Here is a 22,703-nt window from a genome sequence, read left to right as displayed (position 1 = left end):
TTCGTGCCGCGAGGCCGTTTCGGTTCGTGCGGCGAGACCCGCTCAGGTGCGAGCGGTGAGACCTGCTCGGGCCGCCCGCACCGCCGGGCGCCGCGCCCCCCACCGCCGGGCGCGGTACCGGCCGGCCCCCCGGCACACCGCATAGATGCCGAACGAGATCGTCGTGACGTAGGGGCTGATGGGAATGCTGCTGCCCAGGGCGAGCAGGATGCCGCCCTCGATGGAGACCACGGCGAACACCACGCTCAGCGCGGGCAGCAGCACCGGCGACGCGGTGACGCGGGCGGCCGCCGCGGCCGGGGTGACGACCAGGGAGAGCACCAGCAGCGCGCCGACGATCTGCACCGACAGGGCGACCGCGAGCCCGAGCACCAGCATGAACGCGAAGGACAGCGCACGCACCGGCACCCCGCGGGCCTCCGCCACGTCCGGATCCGTACTGGCGAAGGACAGCGGACGCCACATCACCGCCAGGGCGGCCAGCACCAGGACGGAGGTGCCCAGCAGCCAGGACATCTGCGGGGTGTCCACGGCGACGATCTGCCCGGTGAGCAGCCCGAACTTGTTGGCGGCCCGGCCCTTGTACAGGGCGAGGAAGAGCACGCCGAGTCCCAGGCCGAACGGCATGATGATGCCGATCACGGAGTTGCGGTCCCGGGCCCGGGACCCGAGGACGCCGATGGCACCGGCGGCCAGGAGCGAACCGGCGATCGAGCCGACCACGATGTTCGCGTCCAGCAGCAGGGCCGCGGAGGCGCCCGCGAACGACAGCTCGCTGATGCCGTGCACCGCGAACGGCAGGTCCCGCATCAGGACGAACACCCCGGCCAGCCCGCCCACCAGGCCCAGTGCCACGCCGGCGACGAGGGAGTTGCGGACCAGGGCGAGGAGTTCGCCGTAGTCGGTGAAGTCGAAGATCTGGTGCCAGATCCCGTCGGCGAGTGTCATGCCCGCACTCCGTCCGTCTCCTGAGGCCGCTCGTGGGGCCTCCGTTCGTGATCCCGCTCGGGGTGGTGCGGCGGGGTCGCCGTCTCGTCGGGAGCTCCCGCGACCACCACCCGGCCCCGGACGCGGAGCACGTCGACCTGCGTGCCGTAGAGGCGGGACAGCGACTCCGAGGTCAGCACCTCGTCCGGGGTCCCGGCCCGGTGGCCGCCCGGGGCCAGGTACAGCACGCGGTCGGCCATGCCCAGCACCGGGTTGATCTCGTGCGTCACGAACACCACGGCCGTGCCGTGGGAGCGGCGCCGGGCGTCGATCAGCTCGGTGACGGCCCGCTGGTGGTGCAGGTCGAGCGACAGCAGCGGCTCGTCGCAGAGCAGGAGGCGGGGGTCGGTCGCCAGCGCCTGCCCGATGCGCACGCGTTGCCGTTCGCCGCCGGAGAGCATCCCGAGTGGGACGTCGGCGTAGGCCGACGCGCCCACCGACTCGAGGATCTCGTCCACCCTGCGGCGGATGCCGCCGGTGCGCAGCCGCGGCCCGAAGCGGTGGCCGTCGATGCCGAACCGGACGAGGTCGCGGGCGCGCAGCATGGCCTGCGCGGACAGGGCCGCCTGCTGAGGGACGTAGCCGATCTGCCGGGCGGCCTCGCGCGCCGGCCGGCCGAGGACGGTCAGCGTGCCGGCGGACAGCGGCTGACGCCCCAGCAGCGCCCGGACGAAGCTGGTCTTGCCCGCGCCGTTCGGCCCCAGTACGGCCAGGAACTCACCGGGCCGCACGTCGAGGTCGAGACCGCTCCACACCTCGCGGTCGCCGTAGGACAGGGCGGCCGCGCGCAGGGCGATGACCGGCGTGCCGTCCTGCCGGGGTATCGGGGTCACTTGGCCAGCGCGCTCGCGAGCGCGTCGAGGTTGGAGGTCATCCAGCTGAGGTACTTCTTGCCCTTCGGCAGGGTCTCGGTCACGGGCACGACGGGGACGCCGGCCGCCTTGGCCGCCGCCTCGGCCTTCTCGGTCTGGGGGCCGGAGGTCTGCTCGTTGTAGACGAGGGCCTTCACCTTCTTGTCGCTGAACAGCGCGAGACTCTCCTGGAGGATGCGCGGGGAGACGTCGTCGCCCTCCTCGATCGCCTCGCTGAACTGCGCGGGCGTCCGGTTCACCAGCCCGCTCGCCTCGGTCATGTACAGCGGCACCGGCTCGGTGATGGCGATGCCCTCACCGCCGTGCGCCTTCTTGATCTGCGCTTCCTCGGCCTCCAGCGGCGCGAGCTTCGCCTTGAAGGCTGCGGCGTTCTTCGTGAAGGCGGTGGCGCCGCTCGGGTCGGCCTTGGCGAGGGCGGCGGAGATCCGGTCGGCGACCTCGGCGACGGTGGGGAAGTCGTACCAGACGTGCTCGTTGAGCTCGCCGCCCTTGGGTGCGGTCTTGCCGGAGACCCGGACCGCGTTGATCACGGCGGCGGAGTCGTTGTGGCCGCTCTTGAGCATGTGGTCGACGAAGTCGTCGTAGCCGCCGCCGTTCTCGACGACGACCTTCGCCTTGGCCAGGGCCAGCTGGTTCTGGGGGTCGGCCTCGTAGGAGTGCGGGTCCTGGTCGGGGTCGCTGATGACCGAGGTGACGTCGACCCGGTCGCCGCCTATGCGCCGGGCGATGTCGCCCCAGACGTTCGTGGAGGCGACCACGGCCACGCGAGCCGGTGTGCTCTTGCCGCCGCCGGAGTCCGGCCCGGAGTCCGACGAGCTGCCGCAGCCCGCGAGCAGGGCCAGTGACGCGCTGGTCAGCAGCGCGATGCGGCGGGACGTGGACAGGGACATGGCTCCTCCAGGACGGGCGTGCACAAAGGTCATCGACGGGCATCACGCTAGATGGGAATGAATGTCAGAAGCGGGTCGCGGCCGAAGTCATGTGAAAGCCATTGCCAACTGTTGGCGATCCGCTGGACTGTCTATCCAATCGCTGGACTCCTGGTCTAAAGTGATGAAGGTGAGAGGGGGCGGTAATGGACAACGCTCTGAACGCCGAACGGGACGCGGTCCTCGCCGCGCTGAAGCCGGTCGTGGACGGGATCGCCGCGACCTTCGGGCCGGTCTGCGACGTCGTGCTGCACGACTACCGGGACCCGGAGCACTCGGTGGTCGCGGTGGCCGGAGCGGTGACGGGGCGCACGGTCGGCGGCGCGATGAGCGAGATCGGCTTGCGCGTCCTCGCCGCCGGCGACGAGGCGTCCGACGAACTGAACTACGTCACCCGCACCCGAAACGGCACGGCCGTGAAGTCCTCCACGATCGTGCTCCGGGACTCCACGGGGGCCGTGTTCGGCGCCCTCTGCGTCAACGTGGACGTCGGTGCGCTCACGCAGGTCCACGACCTGCTCGGTGCGCTCGCCGGAGCCGGTGCCGCCGCCCCGGCGGAGCTCCCGACGACCACCTTCGGCAACGACATCGACTCGGTGGTCGACGCCCTCGTCGACGCCCACCGCTCGCAGCAACGGGGCAGCTGGGCGGAGCTGGACCGCGCTGAACGCCTGGAGCTGTTCGGCGGCCTGGACACCCGCGGGGTCTTCGCCGTGCGCGGCGCCGTCGAACAGGTCGCCGCCCGGCTCGGCATCTCCCGCGCCTCCGCCTACAACTACCTGTCCCGGGCGCGGGCCGCCCACGACACTTCCACCGGAGGATCCGCGTGACGACCACCACCCCACCGGTCACCCTCGACGACGTCCGGGACGCCGCCGCACGGCTGAAGGGCGTCGCCCACCGCACACCCGTGCTGCGCTCCCGCACCCTGGACGCGCTGGCCGGAGCCGAGATCTTCCTCAAGTGCGAGAACTTCCAGCGTGTGGGCGCCTTCAAGTTCCGCGGCGCCTACAACGCCGCCTCCCGCCTCACCCCCGATCAGCTGTCCCGGGGCATCGCCGCCTACTCCTCCGGCAACCACGCCCAGGCCGTCGCCCTGGCGGCCCGGGAGCTGGGCACCACCGCCGTCATCGTCATGCCGGAGGACGCCCCGCCCTCGAAGCGGGCCGCCACCGCGGGCTACGGCGCCGAGATCGTCACGTACGACCGCTACACCGGAGACCGCGTCGCCGTCGCAGAGGCCCTCGCCGTCGAGCGCGGCCTGGCCCTCATTCCGCCCTACGAGCATCCGCACGTCATGGCCGGGCAGGGCACGGCCGCTTACGAACTCCTCGAAGAGGTGGGGGAGCTGGACGCACTGCTGACACCGGTCGGCGGCGGCGGGCTGATGGCCGGAAGCGCCACGGCGGCCAAGGGACTGCACCCCGGCATCCGGACCATCGGCGTCGAGCCGGAGGCCGGGGACGACACGAAGCGTTCGCTGGAAGCGGGCCGGCGCGTCAGCGTCCCGGTCCCGCGCACCATCGCCGACGGCCAGGCCCTGCACACCCCGGGAGAGCTGACGTTCTCGGTCAACCGGCGGCTCCTCGACGAGGTCGTCCTGGTCACCGACGACGAGATCCGGGACGCGATGCGGTTCGCCTTCGAGCGCCTGAAGATCGTCGTCGAGCCGAGCGGCGCCACCCCGCTGGCCGCGCTGCTCACCGGCCGGGCGGGCACGCTTCCCCCTCGGGTCGGTGTCGTCATCTCCGGGGGCAACATCGACGCCGGACGCTTCGCCGAGCTCTGCGGCGGCGCCACCACCTGAATGGCGCCGCCCCGAGGGCGGACGGACGATGGAACCAAACCCTCACCGAGGAGGAGCGTCATGCTTGAAGTGAAGACGCTCGACAAGCCGGACGAGCGGCGCGACTACCCCCGAGGCCACCTGGAAGCCGTCCATATGACAGGGCTGGACTTCGCCGTGGCCACCTTCGAACCGGGCTGGCGCTGGTCCGAGTCCGTGGCCCCGATCGCCGGGACGGACAGCTGTCGGATCCACCACAACGGCTATGTCGTCTCGGGTCGTATGCACATCCGCATGGACGACGGCGCGGAGAGCGAAGTGGGACCCGGTGACGTGTTCGTCTGCGCGCCCGGTCACGACGCCTGGGTCGTCGGCGACGAGCAGTGCGTGGTGTACGACTTCGCGGGCAGCATGGCCAAGGAGTACGCCAAGAAGGACTAGCGCGGCCTCTCACCTCCTTCGACCGGCCACCCGGTCTTCCCTTGCTCTTGGAAACCGATCGGTTTACGCTTCCCGGCATGGGAAACCGATCGGTTTCCGAGCTGAGCATCTGAGGGAGACCCCCATGACCGCCATCGAAGGTTCCGTCGCCCTGGTCACCGGCGGCAGCCGCGGCATCGGCCGGGCGCTGGTTGAGGCCCTGTACGAGAGGGGCGCGCGGAAGGTGTACGCCACCGCCCGCGACCCGCGCACCGTCACCCACCCGGACGCCGTGCCGCTGGCCCTGGAGGTGACCGAGCCCGCCTCCGTCGCCGCGGCGGCCCAGCAGGCCGGGGACGTCACCCTGCTGATCAACAACGCCGGTGCGTCGGTGAACGCGAACTTCCTCGACTCGCCCGTCGAGGACGTCCGGCGCGAGTTCGAGACGAACTTCTTCGGGCCGCTCCTGGTGACCCGCGCCTTCGTCCCCGTCATCGAGCGCAACGGCGGCGGCCACATCCTCAACGTCCACTCCGTGCTGTCCTGGATCGGCCTCGCAGGCTCCTACAGCGCGTCCAAGGCCGCCTTCTGGTCGCAGACCAACTCACTGCGCCTGGACCTGAAGCCGCGCGGCATCGACGTCACCGGCCTCCACGTCGGCTACGTCGACACGGACATGACGGCCGGGGTCGACGCCCCCAAGTCCTCGGCCCGCTCCGTCGCCGCCCAAGCCCTCGACGGCATCGCGTCCGGCGCCTACGAGGTCCTGGCCGACGACCTCTCACGGCAGGTCAAGGCCGGTCTCGCGGCCGACCCGGCCGCTCTCTACCCGCAGCTCGCCGCCGCCTGATCACACCGGCAGCAGCCGGGCCACCAGGGCGCTCAACTGCCGGGCGTTGCGGCACTCGTGCATCTCGGCCAGCTCGGCGTAGGCGGGCGCCACGGAATCGCCCGTGCCCCAGCGGGAGCGCTGCTCGGGATTGAGCCAGTGGACGCGACGGGCCCGCTCGGTGATCTGCCGCAGGGCGGGCAGATTCGGGTCGCTCCGGTTCGTCCGGGCGTCCCCGAGGACGAACACGGTCGTGCGGGAACCGGCCGCGTCCGCGTACCGCTCGGCGAACTCACCCAGGGCCATGCCGTAGTCACTGCTCCCGGGATAGCCCGTGACGGCCGCCTCCGCCTGGATGCGGGTGCCCAGCCCTTCCGGGTCGGCCCGCCCGTGCTCCAGCAGCCCGGTCACCTCGTCGATCCGGTTGACGAAGGCGAACACCCGCACCTTGCTGAACTGGTCGTGCAGCGCCTGCACCAGCAGCATCGTGAAATCGGAGAACCCGGAGACCGACCCGGACACGTCGCACAGCAGCACCAGTTCGGGGCGGGCGGGACGCCGGGCGCGCAGCACCGGCTTCATCGGCACTCCGCCCGTCGACAGCGAACCACGCAGGGTCCGCCGCAGATCGATCGTGCCCCGGGAGGCGCGACGGCGCCGGGCCGCCAGCCGGGTCGCGAGCTTGCGGGCCAGCGGCTGCACCGTTCTGCGCAGCTCGGCCAGCCGGTCCTGCCCGGCGAACAGGAAGTCGACCCGGTCCGCTGTCGGGGCCACCGCCCGCCGGGCGATCTCGTCCCGGCCGCGCCGCTCGGCGACCCGCCGCCGTGCCTCCGCGGCCACCAGGGCGCGGAAGGCGTCGATGCGCCGCCGGATCTCGTCCTCGAGCAGCCGGTCCGCGAACCCCTGCATCCCGCCCTGCCCCCGCACGTCGTCACGCACCCGGGCCAGCAGTGTCTGCGGTCGCAGCCGTTCGAGCGCCTGGTACGACGACCAGCCGTCCGACTCCGGCGAGGAACCGTAGCCGCCGAAACCGTCGACCGCCTCGATCGCCAGCCGGCCCAGCATCGCCCGGTCGTCGGCGGCCAGCGCGTCGGCCAGCCGGTCCCGCAGGTCCTCGCGCCCCGCCGCCCGCTGCTCCGGGCCGCCGACTCCGCGTGGGAAGTACAGGTCGAAGACCGGGTCGAACACCTGCCGTTGCGCGGGCCCGTGCAGCAGCGTCGCCGCGAGCCCCTCGCGCAGCAGCTCCCGGTCGGCGAGTCCGAGTTCCGCGACCGCCCGTGCCGCGTCGACCGTCTCTCCGGTGCCGATCCGCACCCCGTGCGCGCGCAGGGCCCCGACGAGCGACGTCAGCCGCTCGGCGACGCCCGCCGGCGTGGTCACAGGGCGTCCAGGTCGAGCTTGGCGGACGCCTTGAGGACGTCGTCCTGATGCTTGAGGAGCACGCCGAGCGTGGCCTTCACGACGGTCTCGTCCAGTGACTCGGCGCCGAGCGCGAGCAGGGTGTGCGCCCAGTCGACGGTCTCGGCGACCGACGGCACCTTGCGCAGATCCATCGCCCGCAGCGCACCCACGACCCGCACGACCGAGCGGGCCAGCGTCTCCTCGAGCCCCGGCACCTTCAGCCGTACGATCCGGCGTTCCAGCTCCTCGTCGGGGAAGCCGATGTGCAGGAAGAGGCAGCGGCGGCGCAGCGCCTCGGACAGCTCCCGGCTCGCGTTGGAGGTGAGGACGACGAAGGGGCGGCGCGTCGCGGTGATGGTACCCAGCTCGGGGACGGTCACCTGGAAGTCGCTGAGCACCTCCAGCAGCAGGCCCTCCACCTCGACGTCGGCCTTGTCGGTCTCGTCGATCAGCAGCACCGTCGGGTCGTCGCCCCGGATCGCCGTCAGAAGGGGCCGGGTGAGGAGGAACTCCTCGCTGAAGATGTCCGTGCGGGCCTCGTCCCACGTCTCGTCGCGGCCCGCGCTGATGCGCAGGAGCTGCTTGGCGTGGTTCCACTCGTACAGCGCCCGGGACTCGTCGACGCCCTCGTAGCACTGCAGGCGCACCAGCCGCGCTCCGGCCACCTCGGCGACGGCCTTGGCGAGCTCCGTCTTGCCGACACCGGCCGGGCCCTCCACCAGGAGCGGCTTGCCGAGGCGGTCGGCGAGGAAGACGGTCGTGGCGACGGCGGGCGAGGCGAGGTAGCCGGTCTCGGCGAGGCGCGCGGAGACGTCGTCGACGGATGTGAACAACGGTGGCCTCCAGGACGGCGGCGTGGACGTGACGGGCAGGGCACTATCTAAGCGCTTGTTCACCCACGCTGTCACGGGGGTCCCGTCCGGGCGGACGGTAAAACCGATCGGTTTCCCGGAGGGCCGCGGCGCGTTACTCTCGCCCGTATGGCCACAACCGACAAGACGTCCACCCGGGACCGGCTTCTCGACGCGGCGGGCGAGCTGTTCTACCGCGATGGCGTCTCCCTGGGCGTCGAGACGCTGTGCCGCAGTGCCGGCGTCTCCAAGCGGTCCATGTACCAGCTCTTCGGGAGCAAGGACGAGGTCCTCGCGGCGAGCCTGGCCCGGCAGCTCCCGGCGTACGAGGAACGGCTGGCGCCCGGACCGCAGGAGGGGGCCGGCAGCCCGCGCACGAGGATCCTGCACGTCTTCGAACGGCTGGAGAAGGCCTCGGCCGACCCCGCCTACCGCGGCTGCCCCTATCTCGCCGCCCTGGTCGAGCTGAAGGACCCCGGGCACCCCGCGAGCGCCGTCGCCCGCGGGGCCAAGGAGTGGCTTCTGGGCTTCTTCCGTACACAGGCCGCGGAGGGCGGGGCACGGGATCCGGAGTTGCTCGCACGTCAGCTGATGCTGGTCTTCGACGGGGCCAGCGCCCGGGCCGGAGCCGGGATCGAGACGCTGGACGGCCTGACCACGACGACCGTGACCGCCCTGCTGGACGCCTCCGGCACGCGCTGACGGGGCGGCCGCGGGGGCAGACCTCTCAACTGCCCGTCCGGATGTCGCGCCCCGGTGCCACGGGAAGGGGACGTGACCGCACTGCCCACAGCAGCCCTGGCGCCCGGTGTACGCAGCGCCACTCCGGGGGTACCCGATCCCCCCCGCACGGAGAGGGCTGACAGCGCATGCAGATCGATCTGAAGGGCCGCACCGCTCTGGTCACCGGTTCCACGCAGGGCATCGGCGCCGCGATCGCCGCGGGCCTGGCCCGGTCGGGCGCCCGGGTCGGCGTCAACGGCCGCTCGAACGGACGGGTACGGGAGGCCGTGGACCGGATGCGGGGTGACGTCCCCGGCGCCGAACTGGTGCCGGTCGCCGCCGACGTCACCACCGACGAGGGCGCACGGCAGGCGGTGGACACGCTGGGGCAGGTGGACGTCCTCGTCAACAACCTCGGCGTCTTCGAGTCGGCCGACCCGCTGGAGATCAGCGACGAGGAGTGGCGCCGCTACTTCGACGTGAACGTCCTGTCGGCCGTGCGCCTCACCCGGCTCGTCCTGCCCGGCATGACCGAGCGCGGCTGGGGGCGGGTGCAGAACATCGCCAGCGACTCGGCGGTCGTCATCCCCGCCGAGATGATCCACTACGGCATGTCCAAAACCGCCCTGCTCGCGGTGAGCCGGGGTTTCGCAAAGCAGGCGGCCGGCACCGGCGTCACGGTGAACTCCGTCATCGCGGGGCCGACGCACACAGGCGGCGTCGAGGACTTCGTGCACCAACTCGTCGGCCGCGATCTGCCGTGGGACGAGGCCCAGCGCACGTTCATGCGGGAGCACCGGCCGCAGTCCCTCCTCCAGCGGCTGATCGAGCCCGAGGAGATCGCCAACATGGTCGTCTACCTCGCGTCCGACCACGCCTCGGCGACCACGGGCGGTGCCCTTCGGGTCGACGGAGGTTACGTCGACTCGATCCTGCCCTGAGCGGAAAGGCGGGTCAGTCCTCGCCGATCAGGATCACCTCCAGGGTGCGCGGACCGTGCACCCCCTCGACCCGGTCCAGTTCGATGTCACTGGTCGCCGACGGCCCGGAGATCCACGTCAACGGGCGCGCCGGGTCGAGGCGTTCGAGCCCCTGGGGCACGGACGACACGACCTGGCCGGGCACCCGCACCACGCAGATGTGATGGTCCGGGACGAGGGTGATCCGGCGGCGGCCCTGGTCGGGTGAGCCGTCCAGCACGATGGTGCCGGTCTCGGCGATCGCGACCGCACAGGCCGTCAGCACGCTGTCCACCCGGTCCAGTTCCTCGGGTGTGCTCTCGGCCTGGTCGGCCACCCGCGCCACCTCGGTCGCCGCCAGCCACTCCTCGTTCAGCCCGGGCGGCACCAGCACCGAAGCCGACCCGTGTTTCTCCAGCAGCCCCGCGATCAGGGCGGCCAGCCCACCGGCGTCCGTGCGGTGCACGACCGCCCGGTAGTCCGCCAGGTTCTCGGCGAGCAGCTCCACCGTCTCCGCGGCGGTCCGCCGCCCGTGCTCGCGCAGGTAGTCCCGCGTGATCGGCGCCTCGTCCGCCGGTGCGTTGGCGAGCGCCCGACGCACCCGCCCCAGGACCCGTTCCCTGCTGTTCACCTGTCCCCGTCCTTCCCGCTGTGAGTCCGCTGCCACCAGTCCCGAAACGGTTCGGCGGGCACCGGCGGCAGATCCCGGGTCCCGCTCCAGGCCCGGCCCGGCCCGGGCAGCGTCCGGGGGTGGAAGCGGCGAGTCCGGGAGGCGGCACGCTGGCCGGTGCGCAGCGCGCCCGCGTGCGAGAACGCCCAGCGCGCAGCGCGCATCGCCGCCCGCTCGGCGGCATGCCCCTTCGCGGGCCGCAGCACCACCTTGTTGCCCTCCCGCGTGACCTCGCCGCCCTGCACCACCCGCTCCCGCAGGTGCACCAGCACCTCGGGGATGTCGATGGCGACCGGGCACACCTCGTAACACGCCCCGCACAGCGACGAGGCGTACGGCAGCGAGGCGTCGATCTCGCTGCCCGTGCCCCGCAGCTGCGGACTGAGGATCGCGCCGATCGGCCCCGGATACACCGAGCCGTAGGCGTGACCGCCGGCCCGCTCGTAGACCGGGCACACGTTGAGACAGGCCGAGCAGCGGATGCAGCGCAGCGCCTGCCGGCCCACCTCGTCGGCGAGGGTGTCGGTGCGGCCGTTGTCCAGCAGCACCAGATGGAAGGCGCTCGGGCCGTCCCGATCGGTCGTGCCGGTCCAGGTGGACGTGTACGGGTTCATGCGCTCCGCGGTCGAGGAGCGGGGGAGTGTCTGCAGGAAGACCTCCAGGTCCTGCCACGTCGGCACGATCTTCTCGATGCCGACGACCGAGATCAGCGTCTCGGGCAGGGTCAGGCACATCCGGCCGTTGCCCTCGGACTCCACGACCACGAGCGTGCCGGTCTCGGCGACCATGAAGTTGGCGCCGGAGATGCCGACCTTGGCCCGCAGGAACTTCTCCCGCAGGTGCAGGCGGGCGGCCTCGGCGAGTTCGGCCGGGGAGTCGGTCAGGCCCTCGGGAGCGGGGCGGCCCCAGGCGCTCATCTCGCGGGCGAAGACGTCACGGATCTCGCCCCGGTTGCGGTGGATGGCCGGGACGAGGATGTGGGAGGGCCGGTCCTGGCCCAACTGCACGATCAGCTCCGCCAGATCGGTCTCGTAGGCGTGGATGCCCTCGGCCTGAAGCGCCTCGTTGAGACCGATCTCCTGCGTGGCCATCGACTTGACCTTGACGACCTCCGACTCGCCGGTCATCTTCACCAGCCGGGTGACGATCTCATTGGCCTCGTCCGCGTCGGCGGCCCAGTGTACGACGCCGCCCGCGGCCACCACCGACTCCTCCAGCCGCACGAGGTAGTGGTCGAGACGGCGCAGGGTATGGTCCTTGATCCGCTTGCCCGCCTCGCGCAGCTCGGCCCAGTCGGAGACCTCCGCGACGGCCGTGGCCCGCTTGGCGCGGATGGTATGCGTGGCGTGCCGCAGGTTTCCGCGCAGGGTCGTGTCCCCCACGGCCGCCCGCGCGGCCTCCGGAAACGCCGGCATACCGAGATACGTCCCGCTCATACGGCCGCTTCCTCCTCCGTGCTCGCCAGGATCTCCGCGATGTGCACCGGCCGCATACCGGTCCGCAACCGGGTCATCGTGCCGCCGATGTGCATCAGGCAGGAGTTGTCGGCCGCGCACAGCACCTCGGCGCCCGTCGACTCGGCGTTGCGCACCTTGTCGGTGCCCATCGCCGCCGAGACGTCGGAGTTCTTGAGGGCAAAGGTGCCACCGAACCCGCAGCACTCGTCCGCGCCCGGCAGCTCGACGAGCTCCAGCCCCTTCACAGCCTGCAGCAGCCGCCGGGGCCGCTCACCGAGACCGAGTCCGCGCAGCCCGTGGCAGGTCGGGTGGTAGGTCACCTTGTGCGGGTAGTACGCCCCGACGTCCGTCACGCCCAGCACGTCGACCAGGAACTCGGTGAGTTCGTAGGTCTTGGGCACCACCGGCGCCAGCGTCGCCGCGAGGGTGTCCCCACGCCCCTCCGCCCGGGCCCGCTCACCCATCCGCGGATACAGCTCCCGCACCATCGCCCCGCACGACCCGGACGGTGTGACGATCGCCTCGTAATCACGGAATACATCGGAGAAATGCCGGGCTAGAGGCTCGGCCTCATGGCGGTAGCCGGTGTTGTAGTGCGCCTGCCCGCAGCACGTCTGCGCCATCGGGAAGTCGACCTCGATACCCAGCCTGGCCAGCAGTTTTACCACGGCGCGCCCGGTGGACGGATACAGCGTGTCGTTGACACAGGTCAGGAACAGGGCGACACGCATCGCGGCTCCTTGTGCTCGGTCATCGGATGAGTGCAGCGTAACCCGGGCGGGGGGCCGACGGGAGTCCCCATCAGTTCCGGGTGAGCCGGGCCTGTGCGGCGCGCCACCGCTCGGTCCCGCCGCGCGGCTCGTACCGCGTGAGCGGCTGCGTGTTCACGAGCAGCCGCCGCATCCCGGCCAGGTCGCCGACCAGCCCGTGTGCCCGCGCCTGCACCAGGACGTTCCCCAGGGCCGCCGCCTCGGTGGGTCCGGCCACCACCGGCAGCCCGCACGCGTCGGCGGTCAGCTGGCACAGCAGGGCATTGCGCGTGCCGCCCCCCACCACGTGCACGACGTCGACCGGGTGCCCGGCGAGCCGCTGGGCGTCCTGGACGGCCTCGCGGTGGGCGAGGGCGAGGGAGTCGAGGATGCAGCGCGTCACCTCGGCCGGCGACGTGGGCACCGGCTGCCCCGAGACACGGCACGCCTCGGCGATCCGCTCCGGCATCCGCCCGGGCGCGAGGAACGCCGCGTCGCCCGCGTCCACGACCGACCGCAGCGCCGGGACCTTGGACGCCTCCAGCAGCAGCGCGCCGAGATCCGGGTGGCCCCAGGCACGCACACACTCCTGGAGCAGCCACAGCCCCATGATGTTCCGCAGGTAGCGGACGGTGCCGTCCAGCCCCAGCTCGTTGGTGAAGTTGGCGGCCCGGCTCTCCTCGGTCAGCACCGGTGCGTCCAGTTCCAGCCCGGCCAGCGACCAGGTGCCGGTGCAGATGTAGGCGAACCGCTCGTCCGACGCGGGGACGGCCGCGACCGCCGACGCGGTGTCGTGCGACCCGACGGCCGTCACCGGCACGGGACCGGTCAGCCCGGTCTCCTCCAGAACCTCGGGCCGCAGCAGGCCCGCGGGATCGCCCGGTTGCCGCAGTGGCGCGAACAACTCCAGGTCGATGCCCAGCCGTTGTGCGAGGTCGTGCGACCATGCGCGGGTGCGGGGATCGATCAGCTGGGTGGTCGAGGCGTTGGTCAGCTCGGTGCCCTGCTCGCCCGTCAGCCAGTACGTGAGCAGATCGGGGATCATCAACAACCGCTGCGCACCGCCGAGTCGATCGGCGGCGAGCTGGTAGAGCGTGTTGAAGGGCGCGTACTGCAGGCCGGTCGCCGCGTAGAGCTCCGATGCGGGGACGGTGGCCCACACCTTCTCGGCGATCCCCTCGGTCCGGGAGTCCCGGTAATGCACCGGATTGCCGAGCAGGGCGCCGTCCGCGTCCAGCAGCCCGTAGTCCACGGCCCAGCTGTCGATGCCGACGGAGTCGACCTGCCCCGCGGCTCTCAGCCCGTCCAGGACACCGCCGTACAGCGAGAGGATGTCCCAGCGAAGGCCCTCCGGGACTCGGACCGGCCGGTTCACGAACCGGTGGGCCTCGGTCAGCTCCAGGCTGTCGAGTCCGACCCGGCCGACCATGACGCGTCCGCTGGATGCGCCGAGATCGACCGCGGCGTACGACTTCACGGCCGCGCTCATCGCAGGAAGGCGGCCGCGACGCCGGCGTCGACCGGGATGTGCAGACCGGTCGTGTGGGTGAGGTCGCCACCGGTCAGCGCGAAGACGGCGTTGGCCACGTGCTCGGGCAGCACCTCGCGCTTGAGGATGGTCCGCCGGGCGTAGAACTCACCCAGCTTCTCCTCCTCCACCCCGTACACGGCGGCCCGTTTGGCGCCCCACCCGCCGGCGAAGATCCCCGAGCCACGCACCACGCCGTCCGGGTTGACGCCGTTGACGCGGATGCCGTGCTCGCCCAGCTCGGCCGCGAGCAGCCGCACCTGGTGGGCCTGGTCGGCCTTGGTGGCGGAGTAGGCGATGTTGTTGGGCCCGGCGAACACGGCGTTCTTCGAGGCGATGTAGACGATGTCGCCGCCCAGCTGCTGGGCGATCATCACCCGGGCCGCCTCCCGCGACACCAGGAAGGAGCCGCGGGCCATGATGTCGTGCTGGAGGTCCCAGTCCTTGGCGGAGGTCTCCAGCAGCGGCTTGGAGATCGAGATGCCCGCGTTGTTGACGACGAGGTCGACCCCGCCGAAGGCCAGCACGGCCGCCCGGAACGCCTCGGCGATCTGCTCCTCGGAGGTGACGTCCACCGTCACGGCGACGGCCTTGTCGGGACCGCCCAGCTCCTCGGCGACGGCGGCGGCGTTCTCACCGTTCAGGTCGGCGACGACGACACACGCGCCCTCGGTCACGAGCCGGTGCGCGATGGCCTTGCCGATGCCGCTTCCGGCACCGGTCACGAGCGCGACCCGGGTCGCGAGCGCCTTGGGCTTCGGCATCCGCTGGAGCTTCGCCTCCTCCAGCGCCCAGTACTCGATGCGGAACTTCTCGGACTCCTCGATCGGCGCGTAGGTGGACACGGCTTCGGCCCCGCGCATCACGTTGATGGCGTTGACGTAGAACTCACCCGCGACCCGGGCGGTCTGCTTGTCCTTGCCGAACGAGAACATGCCGACGCCCGGCACCAGCACGATCGCCGGGTCGGCGCCGCGCATGGCGGGGGAGCCGGGCTCGGCGTGCCGCTGGTAGTAGGCGGCGTACTCCGCGCGGTACTCGGCGTGCAGCTCCTTCAGCCGGGCGATCGCCTCGTCGAGGGGCGCACTCGGCGGCAGGTCCAGCACCAGAGGCCGGACCTTGGTCCGCAGGAAGTGGTCCGGGCAGGACGTCCCGAGCGCGGCGAGCCGAGGGTGCTCCGCGCTCGCGAGGAAGTCGAGCACGACCTCGGAGTCGTTGAAGTGCCCGACCTGGGGCCGGTCCTGCGAGGCGATGGCCCGCACGTACGGGGCGAGAGCGGCGGCCCGCTCCCGCCGCTCCGCGGCGCCCAGCGCGGCATACCCCTCGATCACCGGCCCGAAAGGCTGGGCCTTCCCCCGCTCGGCGAGGAACTTCTCGGCGGTCCGGATGATGTGCAGCGAGTTCCGCTCGCACTCCTCGGACGTGTCACCCCACGCGGTGATCCCGTGCCCGCCGAGAACGCACCCGATGGCCTGCGGATTGGCCTCCTTCACCGCGGCGATGTCCAGCCCCAGCTGGAAACCGGGCCGCCGCCACGGCACCCACACCACGCTGTCCCCGAAGCACTCGGCGGTCAGCTTCTCCCCGTCGGCGGCACAGGCCAGCGCGATCCCCGAGTCCGGGTGCAGATGATCGACGTGCGCGGCCTCGACCAGCCCGTGCATCGCGGTGTCGATGGACGGAGCCGCCCCGCCCTTGCCGTGCAGGCAGTAGTCGAACGCGGCGACCATCTCGTCCTCGCGCTCGACGCCCGGGTACACGTCCACGAGCGCCCGCATCCGGTCCAGCCGCAGCACGGCGAGCCCGGCCTCGGTCAACGTCCCGAGATCCCCACCGGACCCCTTGACCCACATCAGCTCGACGTCCCCACCGGTGACGGGGTCGGTCTCGGTGCCCTTGGCGGAGGCATTGCCCCCCGCGTAGTTCGTGTTCCGCGGATCGGAGCCGAGCCGGTGCGACCGATCGAGCAGAGCGTCGGCTTCGGGATGAACAGCCATGCCAGTTCCTTTTCAAGAGAGAGGGGTGTGAGGCGCCTTCTTGGGGGCGCGGGGAACTGCGCGACCAGCCACATACGGCCCGCACCCCGCAGACAACAGATCTCGGCAGACGCCTACGCCCCCCACCCCGCCTGCTGCCCACCAACCCGCTCGGCAACGATCTTCTCGGCCCACCCGGACGCCTTGTACGCGGCGATCGGGTTCGCGTCCAACCCCATCTCGCCCCGGACCTCCGCGAGCAACGGCCGCACATCCGTGTTGTACGCGTCCATGATCACGGCATTCGCCCCGAGCACGTCACCCGATGCCTGTGCATCGGCCAAAGCGACGCGGTCAATCAGCAGCGCCTTCGCCGTCGCCTCCTGCACGTTCATCACCGACCGGATGATCGCCGGGATCTTCGCCTCGATGTTGTGACACTGGTCGAGCATGAAGGCGACCTCGGGCGTGAACCCCCCACCTCGAATCACCTCGTACATGATCCGGAACAGCTGGAACGGATCGGCGGCCCCGACCATGAGGTCGTCGTCCGCGTAGAACCGCGAGTTGAAGTCGAACCCGCCGAGCTTCCCCTCGCGCAGCAGCGTCGCCACGATGAACTCGATGTTGGTCCCCGGCGCGTGATGCCCCGTGTCGACGACGACCTGTGCCTTCGGCCCGAGCTTCAGGCAGTGGGCATAGGCGGTACCCCAGTCCGGTACGTCCGTCGTGTAGAACGCCGGCTCGAAGAACTTGTACTCCAGCAGCATCCGCTGCCCGTCCCCGAGCCGCTCGTAGACCTCCGCCAGCCCCTCGGCCAGCCGGTCCTGCCGCCCCCGGATGTCGTCCTGGCCGGGATAGTTCGTCCCGTCGGCGAACCACAGCTTGAGATCCGCCGAGCCCGTCGCATCCATGATGTCCACGCACTCCAGCAGATGGTCGACGGCCTTCCGCCGCACGGAGGCCTCCGGGTGGCAGATGCTCCCGAGCTTGTAGGCGTCGTCCTGGAACGTGTTGGAGTTGATCGCCCCGAGCTTCACGCCCCGCTGCTCGGCGTGTTTCGCCAGCGCCGCGTAGTCGTCGACCTTGTCCCACGGGATGTGCAGGGCCACGGTCGGGGCGACCCCGGTGAACTCGTGCACCTTCGCCGCGTCGTCCAGCTTCTCGAACGGGGTGCGCGGCACGCCCTCCTGCGCGAAGACCTTGAAGCGTGTGCCCGAGTTCCCGTACGCCCACGACGGCGTCTCGACGGCCTGTGTCTTGAGAGCGGCCTTCGCCGCGGCGAGCTCGGTCACGTCAGGCTCCTGTGACATCGGGTCGTGACGACCACTGAATGAAACGATTCAGGACGCGAAGCTATGGGCCTCCCGTAGGGGTGTCAACCCCTCCGGCCCAGGCGGTTTCCCGTGACTCATGCGTGACCTTCTGTCCTCGAAACTTTTTCGACCAGAACCCATTGACGTGACATGCGCGGCCCGCCTAACGTCCCGGCAACCAAGTTGAAACCTTTCACGACGCCGAGAGGGCCGACCCGCCGGCGTCGTCGAGGAGCCCTCATGACCCACCCGTCCACCACGGGTCCGGCCCCGGTTCTCGCCCTGAAGGATGTCTCCAAGTCCTTCGGCGCGGTCCGCGCACTGCGGGACGTCTCCCTGGAGCTGTTCCCCGGGGAGGTGCACGCACTCGCCGGTGAGAACGGTGCCGGCAAGTCCACCCTGATCAAGACCCTCGCCGGCGTGCACCGACCGGACGCCGGCCAGGTGCTGCTCGACGGTGCGCCCGTCGCCTTCCACGGACCCGGCGACGCCCGCGACGCCGGCATCGCCGTGATCTACCAGGAGCCCACGCTCTTCCCCGACCTGTCGATCGCCGAGAACATCTACATGGGCCGCCAGCCGCGCCGCGCCCTCGGCCGGATCGACCACAAGGCCACCCACAACGCGACGGCCGCCCTCATGCAGCGCCTCGGGGTCGAACTCGACCCCGACCGGCCCGCCCGCGGCCTGTCCATCGCCGACCAGCAGATCGTCGAGATCGCCAAGGCCCTCTCCTTCGACGCCCGCGTCCTGATCATGGACGAGCCGACCGCCGCGCTCACCGGCAGCGAGGTCGCCCGCCTCTTCGGCGTCGTCCGCACCCTGCGCGACCAGGGCGCCGCCGTGCTGTTCATCTCCCACCGGCTGGAGGAGATCTTCGAGATCTGCCGACGGGTCACCACCCTGCGCGACGGCGCGTGGATCGCCAGCGAGCCGCTGGAGGGCATGACCGAGGACGACCTCGTGCGCCGCATGGTCGGCCGCGACCTGGACGAGCTCTACCCCAAGCAGGACGTGACGCCGGGCGAAGTCGCCCTGAGCGTGCGGCGGCTGACCCGCGAGGGCGTCTTCACCGACGTCTCCTTCGAGGTCCGGCACGGCGAGATCGTCGGCCTGGCCGGACTCGTCGGCGCCGGGCGCACGGAGGTCGCCCGGGCCGTCTTCGGCATCGACCGCCGGGACGCCGGCGAGGTCTCCGTCCACGGCAAGGCCCTCGTCAACGGCGCGCCCTCGGCCGCCATGGCCGCCGGACTCGCCCTGGTCCCCGAGGACCGGCGCGCCCAGGGCCTGGTGATGGACATGTCCATCGAGCGGAACATCGGGCTGACGGGCCTGCGAACGACGGTGAAGGCCGGGCTGATGGACCGCGGCGCCGAGCGCAGCCGCTCCCTCGACTGGGCCGTCAGGCTCCAGGTCAAGTACGCCCGGATCGCCGACACCGTCAACACGCTGTCCGGCGGCAACCAGCAGAAGGTCGTGCTCGCCAAGTGGCTGGCCACCGGACCCAAGGTGCTGATCGTCGACGAGCCGACCCGGGGCATCGACGTCGGCACCAAGGCCGAGGTGCACCGGCTGCTGTCGCAGCTGGCCGCCGACGGCGTGGCCGTCCTGATGATCTCCTCCGACCTGCCCGAGATCCTCGGCATGGCCGACCGCGTGCTGGTCATGCACGAGGGCCGCCTCACCGCCGAGATCCCACGCTCCGACGCCACCGAGGAAACCGTGATGGCCGCAGCCACCGGGAGGGCCGCCGCATGACGGTCGTGACCCCGCAAGAAGCCCCTGTGGCCGATGTGCCCAAGTCGAGCGGCACCCGGCTGGTCGACCGCGTCTTCAAGATGCGCGAACTCGCCATCCTGGTCGTCTTCCTGGTGATGATCGGCGTCACCCAGGCCGGCAACAGCCAGTTCCTGTCCGAGCAGGGCATCAAGGACCTGCTGCTGAACGCGACGATCCTGGTCCTGGTCGCCACCGGCCAGTCCCTGGTCGTCATCACCCGCAACGTCGACCTGTCCGTCGGGTCCACGCTCGGCATCAGCGCGTTCGCCGCCGGAACGTATCTCCAGGCCGGCGGCAACCCCGTCGTGGCGATCGCGCTGGCGGTGCTGCTCGGCATCGGCTTCGGACTGCTCAACGGACTGCTCGTCAGCCTCGGCCAGGTGCCCGCGCTCGTCGTCACCCTCGGCACGCTGTACATCATCCGCGGCATCGACTCCATCTGGGTGGGCTCCCGCCAGATCACCGCGGCCGATCTGCCCGGCGGATTCGTCGACTTCGGCTCCGGCGGCATCTCGGCGGTCCCGTACCTGGCGCTGATCGCGCTGGCGGTGCTCATCGCCACCGCCTACTACCTCAGGCACTTCGCCAGCGGCCGCGAACTGTACGCGCTCGGCTCCAACCCCGAGGCCGCCCGCCTCGCCGGCATCCCGGTCCGCAAGCGGATCCTCGCCGCGTACACCTTCTGCGGCGCCCTCGCCGGACTCGCCGGCGCGATGTACCTCGCCCGCTTCGGCAACGTCGACTCCGGCACCGGAAACGGCTACGAACTGACCGTCGTCAGCGCGGTCGTGGTCGGTGGCGTCGTCTTCACCGGCGGTTCCGGCAGTGTCTACGGGGCGGCCCTCGGCGCGCTGCTGCTGACCTCCATCAACAGCGTGCTGCCCGCCCTCGGCGTCAGCTCCGTGTGGGTGCTCGCGATCAACGGAATCCTGCTCATCCTCGCGATCGCGGTCGACCGGATCGTCGCGCTGCGCGTGGCCTCCGCCCTGAAGAAGAGGAACGCCCGCCATGGCTGACAACCCCCTGAGCCGAGCGGTCCGCTGGGACACCGTCGTGGGCGCCCTGCTCGTCGTCGTCCTGCTGTTCTCCTTCGGCTTCGTCGACGGATTCGGCAACGCGCTCAACCTGTCCTTCCTGATCGGAAACACCCTGCCCATCGCCCTGATCGCGCTCCCGATGACCCTGCTGGTGGTCTCCGGCGAGATCGACCTGTCGGTCGCGTCCACGGCCGGTCTGTCCGGTGCCGTGATGGGCGCGCTGTGGAACCAGGGCATGGCCATCGAGACGATCATCCCGATCTGCCTGCTGCTGGGTGTGGTGTGCGGGCTGGTCAACGGGCTGCTGGTGACCCGGCTGGGGCTGCCGTCCCTCGCCGTCACCATCGGCACCCTCGCCGCCTACCGGGGTATCGCACAGATCGTGCTCGGGTCCGACGCGGTGACCGACTTCCCCACGCAATACCTGGACTTCGCGGCCGGGCGCATCGGCGGAACCTTCATCCCGTACGCCTTCCTGCCCTTCCTCGTCCTGCTCGCCATCGCCGTGGTGGCGCTGCACGCCACGCCGTTCGGGCGGTCGCTGTTCGCGATCGGCGCGAGTGAGGAGGCCGCGCGGTTCGCCGGCGTCCGGGTCAAGCGGCAGAAGCTGATCCTGTTCACGCTGACCGGCCTGATGGCCTCGTTGACCGGCATCTTCTGGGCGCTGCACTACGCCAGTGCGCGCTACGACAACGCCACCGGCCTCGAACTGTCCGTGGTCGCCGCGGTGTTGCTCGGCGGTATCGACTTCGACGGCGGCAAGGGCACGTTGGGCGGGGCGATCGCCGGGGTTTTCCTGCTGGGCGCGCTGCAGAACGTGATGAGCCTCCAGGACGTGTCCGCGCAGTCCCAGATCGTCGTCACCGGCGTCCTGCTCGTTCTGTCCGTGCTCGGCCCGCGGGTCGTACGGCAGATCTCCACAGCGAGGGCGGGCCGCAGAGCCGCCTCGACTCCCACCTCGTAACCCAGCCCTTCCTCGTAAAGGACCACCGTCATGCGTAAGACAACCCTCCGCCGCAGCTGCGCGGCCCTCGCCACCGCCACCTCTCTCGCCCTGGCCCTCACCGCCTGCGGCGGCGGCACCACCAAGAAGGACGTGGCGAACGAAGGCGCTTCCGCCGCCACCGCCGGCAAGGCCGACCCGAACGCGGCCACCAAGAAGGGCCTCACCGTCGGGTTCCTGCCCAAGCAGGTCAACAACCCGTACTTCACCTCCGCGGACAAGGGCGGCGAGAAGGCGCTGAAGGAGCTGGGGTCCAGTTACAAGGAGGTCGGGCCGTCCAGCGCGACCGACACCGCCGGGCAGGTCAGTTACGTCAACACGCTCACCCAGCAGCAGGTCGACGCGATGGCCGTCTCCGCCCAGGACCCGGGTGCGCTGTGCACCGCGCTCAAGCAGGCCATGAAGAACGGCATCAAGGTCGTCACCTACGACTCCGACACCACGCCCGGCTGCCGCAACGCGTTCGTCTCGCAGGCCTCCGCCGAGGACCTGGGCCGTACCGAGGTGCAACTGCTCGCCAAGCAGATCGGCTACAAGGGCGAGATCGCGATCCTGTCCGCCGCGCAGACCGCGACGAACCAGAACACCTGGATCGACTTCATGAAGGACGAGCTGAAGAAGCCCGAGTACAAGAACATCAAGCTGGTCAAGACCGCGTACGGCAACGACGACGCCCAGCAGTCCTTCCAGCAGACCCAGGGCCTGCTCCAGGAGTACCCGAACCTGAAGGGGATCATCTCCCCGACCACCGTCGGCATCAAGGCCGCCGCCCAGTACCTGTCGGGCTCCAAGTACAAGGGCAAGGTCAAGCTGACCGGCCTCGGCACCCCGAACGACATGCGCAAGTACGTCAAGAACGGCACGGTCGAGGCGTTCGAGCTGTGGGACCCGGCGAAGCTCGGCGAGCTGGCCGCCCGCACGGCCGTCGCCCTGTCCTCCGGGCAGATCACCGGCAAGGAAGGCGAGACGTTCAAGGCCGGCTCCATGGGCGAGTACACCATCGGCAAGGACGGCGTGATCAGCCTCGGCAAGCCGACCGTGTTCGACGCCAAGAACATCGACCAGTTCAACTTCTAGTCCTGGAGGATCGTTGATGCAGCGCGTGTGCTTCCTGCTGAAAGTCCGGGCGGACCGCCTCGACGAATACCGCGAGCGGCACGCCGCGGTATGGCCCGAGATGCTCCAGGCGCTCTCGGAGACCGGCTGGCACAACTACTCGCTCTTCCTGCGCGAGGACGGACTGCTGGTCGGCTACCTGGAGACCGAGGACTTCGAGGCCGCCCAGGCCGGCATGGAAGCCACCGACGTCAACGCCCGCTGGCAGACGGAGATGGCGCCGTTCTTCGAGTCGCTGGACGGCGCCCGGCCCGACGAGGCCATGAAACCGCTCACGGAAGTGTTCCACCTCGCCTGAACGATGGAGTTCATGAG

General features: G+C 70.9%; 22 protein-coding genes. 11 read left to right on the top strand and 11 right to left on the bottom strand.

All coding sequences use genetic code 11. The features are described 5' to 3' along the window. Positions 1-42: 42 nt before the first annotated feature. The 3 genes from ABTX60_RS21200 to ABTX60_RS21190 are packed head-to-tail and all read right to left on the bottom strand — an operon-like array spanning position 43 to position 2,749. A complete protein-coding gene (locus ABTX60_RS21200; RefSeq protein WP_352098549.1) occupies positions 43-948 on the bottom strand; it encodes a metal ABC transporter permease in 906 nt (301 codons plus the stop codon). Beyond that, positions 945-1,820 (bottom strand): metal ABC transporter ATP-binding protein, encoded by an 876-nt coding sequence (locus ABTX60_RS21195; RefSeq protein WP_352098548.1) that lies wholly within the window; start codon positions 1,818-1,820, stop codon positions 945-947. Before ABTX60_RS21195 ends, ABTX60_RS21200 begins: the two co-directional genes overlap by 4 nt. Next, entirely contained in the window at positions 1,817-2,749 is a 933-nt protein-coding gene (locus ABTX60_RS21190; RefSeq protein WP_352098547.1) for a metal ABC transporter solute-binding protein, Zn/Mn family, read from the bottom strand. Before ABTX60_RS21190 ends, ABTX60_RS21195 begins: the two co-directional genes overlap by 4 nt. Before the next feature lie 185 nt (positions 2,750-2,934). Here ABTX60_RS21190 and ABTX60_RS21185 point away from each other — a divergent pair, with 185 nt between their 5' ends. From ABTX60_RS21185 to ABTX60_RS21170, 4 genes are all read left to right on the top strand, one after another. Continuing rightward, positions 2,935-3,618, top strand: a complete 684-nt coding sequence (locus ABTX60_RS21185) for a helix-turn-helix transcriptional regulator (RefSeq protein ID WP_352098546.1) — start codon at positions 2,935-2,937, stop codon at positions 3,616-3,618. Beyond that, positions 3,615-4,595: a pyridoxal-phosphate dependent enzyme gene (locus tag ABTX60_RS21180; RefSeq protein WP_352098545.1), complete on the top strand. Its 981-nt coding sequence runs from the start codon at positions 3,615-3,617 to the stop codon at positions 4,593-4,595. Before ABTX60_RS21185 ends, ABTX60_RS21180 begins: the two co-directional genes overlap by 4 nt. 60 nt (positions 4,596-4,655) lie before the next feature. Beyond that, positions 4,656-5,015, top strand: coding sequence for a cupin domain-containing protein (locus tag ABTX60_RS21175; protein WP_053673613.1), 360 nt, complete (start codon positions 4,656-4,658; stop codon positions 5,013-5,015). Positions 5,016-5,139: 124 nt separating this feature from the next. Continuing rightward, positions 5,140-5,844 (top strand): SDR family oxidoreductase, encoded by a 705-nt coding sequence (locus tag ABTX60_RS21170; protein ID WP_352098544.1) that lies wholly within the window; start codon positions 5,140-5,142, stop codon positions 5,842-5,844. Here the strand turns inward: ABTX60_RS21170 and ABTX60_RS21165 are convergent, their stop codons facing one another. Both ABTX60_RS21165 and ABTX60_RS21160 read right to left on the bottom strand, forming a co-directional pair. Beyond that, a complete protein-coding gene (locus ABTX60_RS21165; RefSeq protein WP_352098543.1) occupies positions 5,845-7,203 on the bottom strand; it encodes a vWA domain-containing protein in 1,359 nt (452 codons plus the stop codon). After that, positions 7,200-8,057: an AAA family ATPase gene (locus ABTX60_RS21160; protein WP_352098542.1), complete on the bottom strand. Its 858-nt coding sequence runs from the start codon at positions 8,055-8,057 to the stop codon at positions 7,200-7,202. Before ABTX60_RS21160 ends, ABTX60_RS21165 begins: the two co-directional genes overlap by 4 nt. 147 nt (positions 8,058-8,204) lie before the next feature. On the opposite strand from ABTX60_RS21160, the gene ABTX60_RS21155 reads away from it, so the two are divergent. Next, positions 8,205-8,777 (top strand): TetR/AcrR family transcriptional regulator, encoded by a 573-nt coding sequence (locus tag ABTX60_RS21155; protein ID WP_352098541.1) that lies wholly within the window; start codon positions 8,205-8,207, stop codon positions 8,775-8,777. A 167-nt stretch (positions 8,778-8,944) separates the two neighbouring features. Beyond that, a complete protein-coding gene (locus tag ABTX60_RS21150; protein ID WP_352098540.1) occupies positions 8,945-9,739 on the top strand; it encodes an SDR family NAD(P)-dependent oxidoreductase in 795 nt (264 codons plus the stop codon). A gap of 13 nt (positions 9,740-9,752) precedes the next feature. Here ABTX60_RS21150 and ABTX60_RS21145 read toward each other — a convergent pair whose 3' ends face one another. The 6 genes from ABTX60_RS21145 to rhaI all read right to left on the bottom strand — a co-directional run bounded on the left by ABTX60_RS21145 (position 9,753) and on the right by rhaI (position 17,432). Continuing rightward, entirely contained in the window at positions 9,753-10,388 is a 636-nt protein-coding gene (locus ABTX60_RS21145; protein WP_352098539.1) for a LutC/YkgG family protein, read from the bottom strand. Further along, the gene (locus ABTX60_RS21140; protein ID WP_352098538.1) at positions 10,385-11,863 is read right to left on the bottom strand and encodes a LutB/LldF family L-lactate oxidation iron-sulfur protein; all 1,479 of its coding nucleotides are present in this window, start codon (positions 11,861-11,863) and stop codon (positions 10,385-10,387) included. Before ABTX60_RS21140 ends, ABTX60_RS21145 begins: the two co-directional genes overlap by 4 nt. After that, the gene (locus ABTX60_RS21135; RefSeq protein WP_352098537.1) at positions 11,860-12,615 is read right to left on the bottom strand and encodes a (Fe-S)-binding protein; all 756 of its coding nucleotides are present in this window, start codon (positions 12,613-12,615) and stop codon (positions 11,860-11,862) included. The genes ABTX60_RS21140 and ABTX60_RS21135 overlap by 4 nt, the downstream gene beginning before the upstream one ends. Positions 12,616-12,685: 70 nt before the next feature. Then, entirely contained in the window at positions 12,686-14,122 is a 1,437-nt protein-coding gene (locus ABTX60_RS21130) for a rhamnulokinase (protein WP_352098536.1), read from the bottom strand. Beyond that, positions 14,119-16,158, bottom strand: coding sequence for a bifunctional aldolase/short-chain dehydrogenase (locus tag ABTX60_RS21125; RefSeq protein WP_352098535.1), 2,040 nt, complete (start codon positions 16,156-16,158; stop codon positions 14,119-14,121). Before ABTX60_RS21125 ends, ABTX60_RS21130 begins: the two co-directional genes overlap by 4 nt. A gap of 113 nt (positions 16,159-16,271) precedes the next feature. Next, positions 16,272-17,432: an L-rhamnose isomerase gene (rhaI, locus tag ABTX60_RS21120; protein ID WP_352098534.1), complete on the bottom strand. Its 1,161-nt coding sequence runs from the start codon at positions 17,430-17,432 to the stop codon at positions 16,272-16,274. 261 nt (positions 17,433-17,693) lie between these two features. Between rhaI and ABTX60_RS21115 the strand changes: the two genes are divergently transcribed. From ABTX60_RS21115 to ABTX60_RS21095, 5 genes are read left to right on the top strand one after another with little or no spacing between them, the layout of a single operon-like run. After that, positions 17,694-19,211: a sugar ABC transporter ATP-binding protein gene (locus ABTX60_RS21115; protein ID WP_352098533.1), complete on the top strand. Its 1,518-nt coding sequence runs from the start codon at positions 17,694-17,696 to the stop codon at positions 19,209-19,211. Continuing rightward, positions 19,208-20,248 carry an ABC transporter permease gene (locus tag ABTX60_RS21110; RefSeq protein ID WP_352098532.1) on the top strand — a complete coding sequence of 347 codons (1,041 nt, stop codon included), beginning with the start codon at positions 19,208-19,210 and terminating at the stop codon, positions 20,246-20,248. The genes ABTX60_RS21115 and ABTX60_RS21110 overlap by 4 nt, the downstream gene beginning before the upstream one ends. Next, the gene (locus ABTX60_RS21105) at positions 20,241-21,233 is read left to right on the top strand and encodes an ABC transporter permease (protein WP_352098531.1); all 993 of its coding nucleotides are present in this window, start codon (positions 20,241-20,243) and stop codon (positions 21,231-21,233) included. The genes ABTX60_RS21110 and ABTX60_RS21105 overlap by 8 nt, the downstream gene beginning before the upstream one ends. A 30-nt stretch (positions 21,234-21,263) precedes the next feature. After that, positions 21,264-22,349, top strand: a complete 1,086-nt coding sequence (gene rhaS, locus ABTX60_RS21100) for a rhamnose ABC transporter substrate-binding protein (protein ID WP_352098530.1) — start codon at positions 21,264-21,266, stop codon at positions 22,347-22,349. A 16-nt stretch (positions 22,350-22,365) separates the two neighbouring features. Beyond that, the gene (locus ABTX60_RS21095) at positions 22,366-22,686 is read left to right on the top strand and encodes an L-rhamnose mutarotase (RefSeq protein ID WP_352098529.1); all 321 of its coding nucleotides are present in this window, start codon (positions 22,366-22,368) and stop codon (positions 22,684-22,686) included. Positions 22,687-22,703 lie beyond the last annotated feature (17 nt).

This window comes from Streptomyces sp. NPDC126510 (genome assembly GCF_040302345.1).
Classification (GTDB): domain Bacteria; phylum Actinomycetota; class Actinomycetes; order Streptomycetales; family Streptomycetaceae; genus Streptomyces.
Note: the sequence above shows the minus strand (reverse complement) of the source record. Positions and strands in the feature narration are given on the sequence as shown.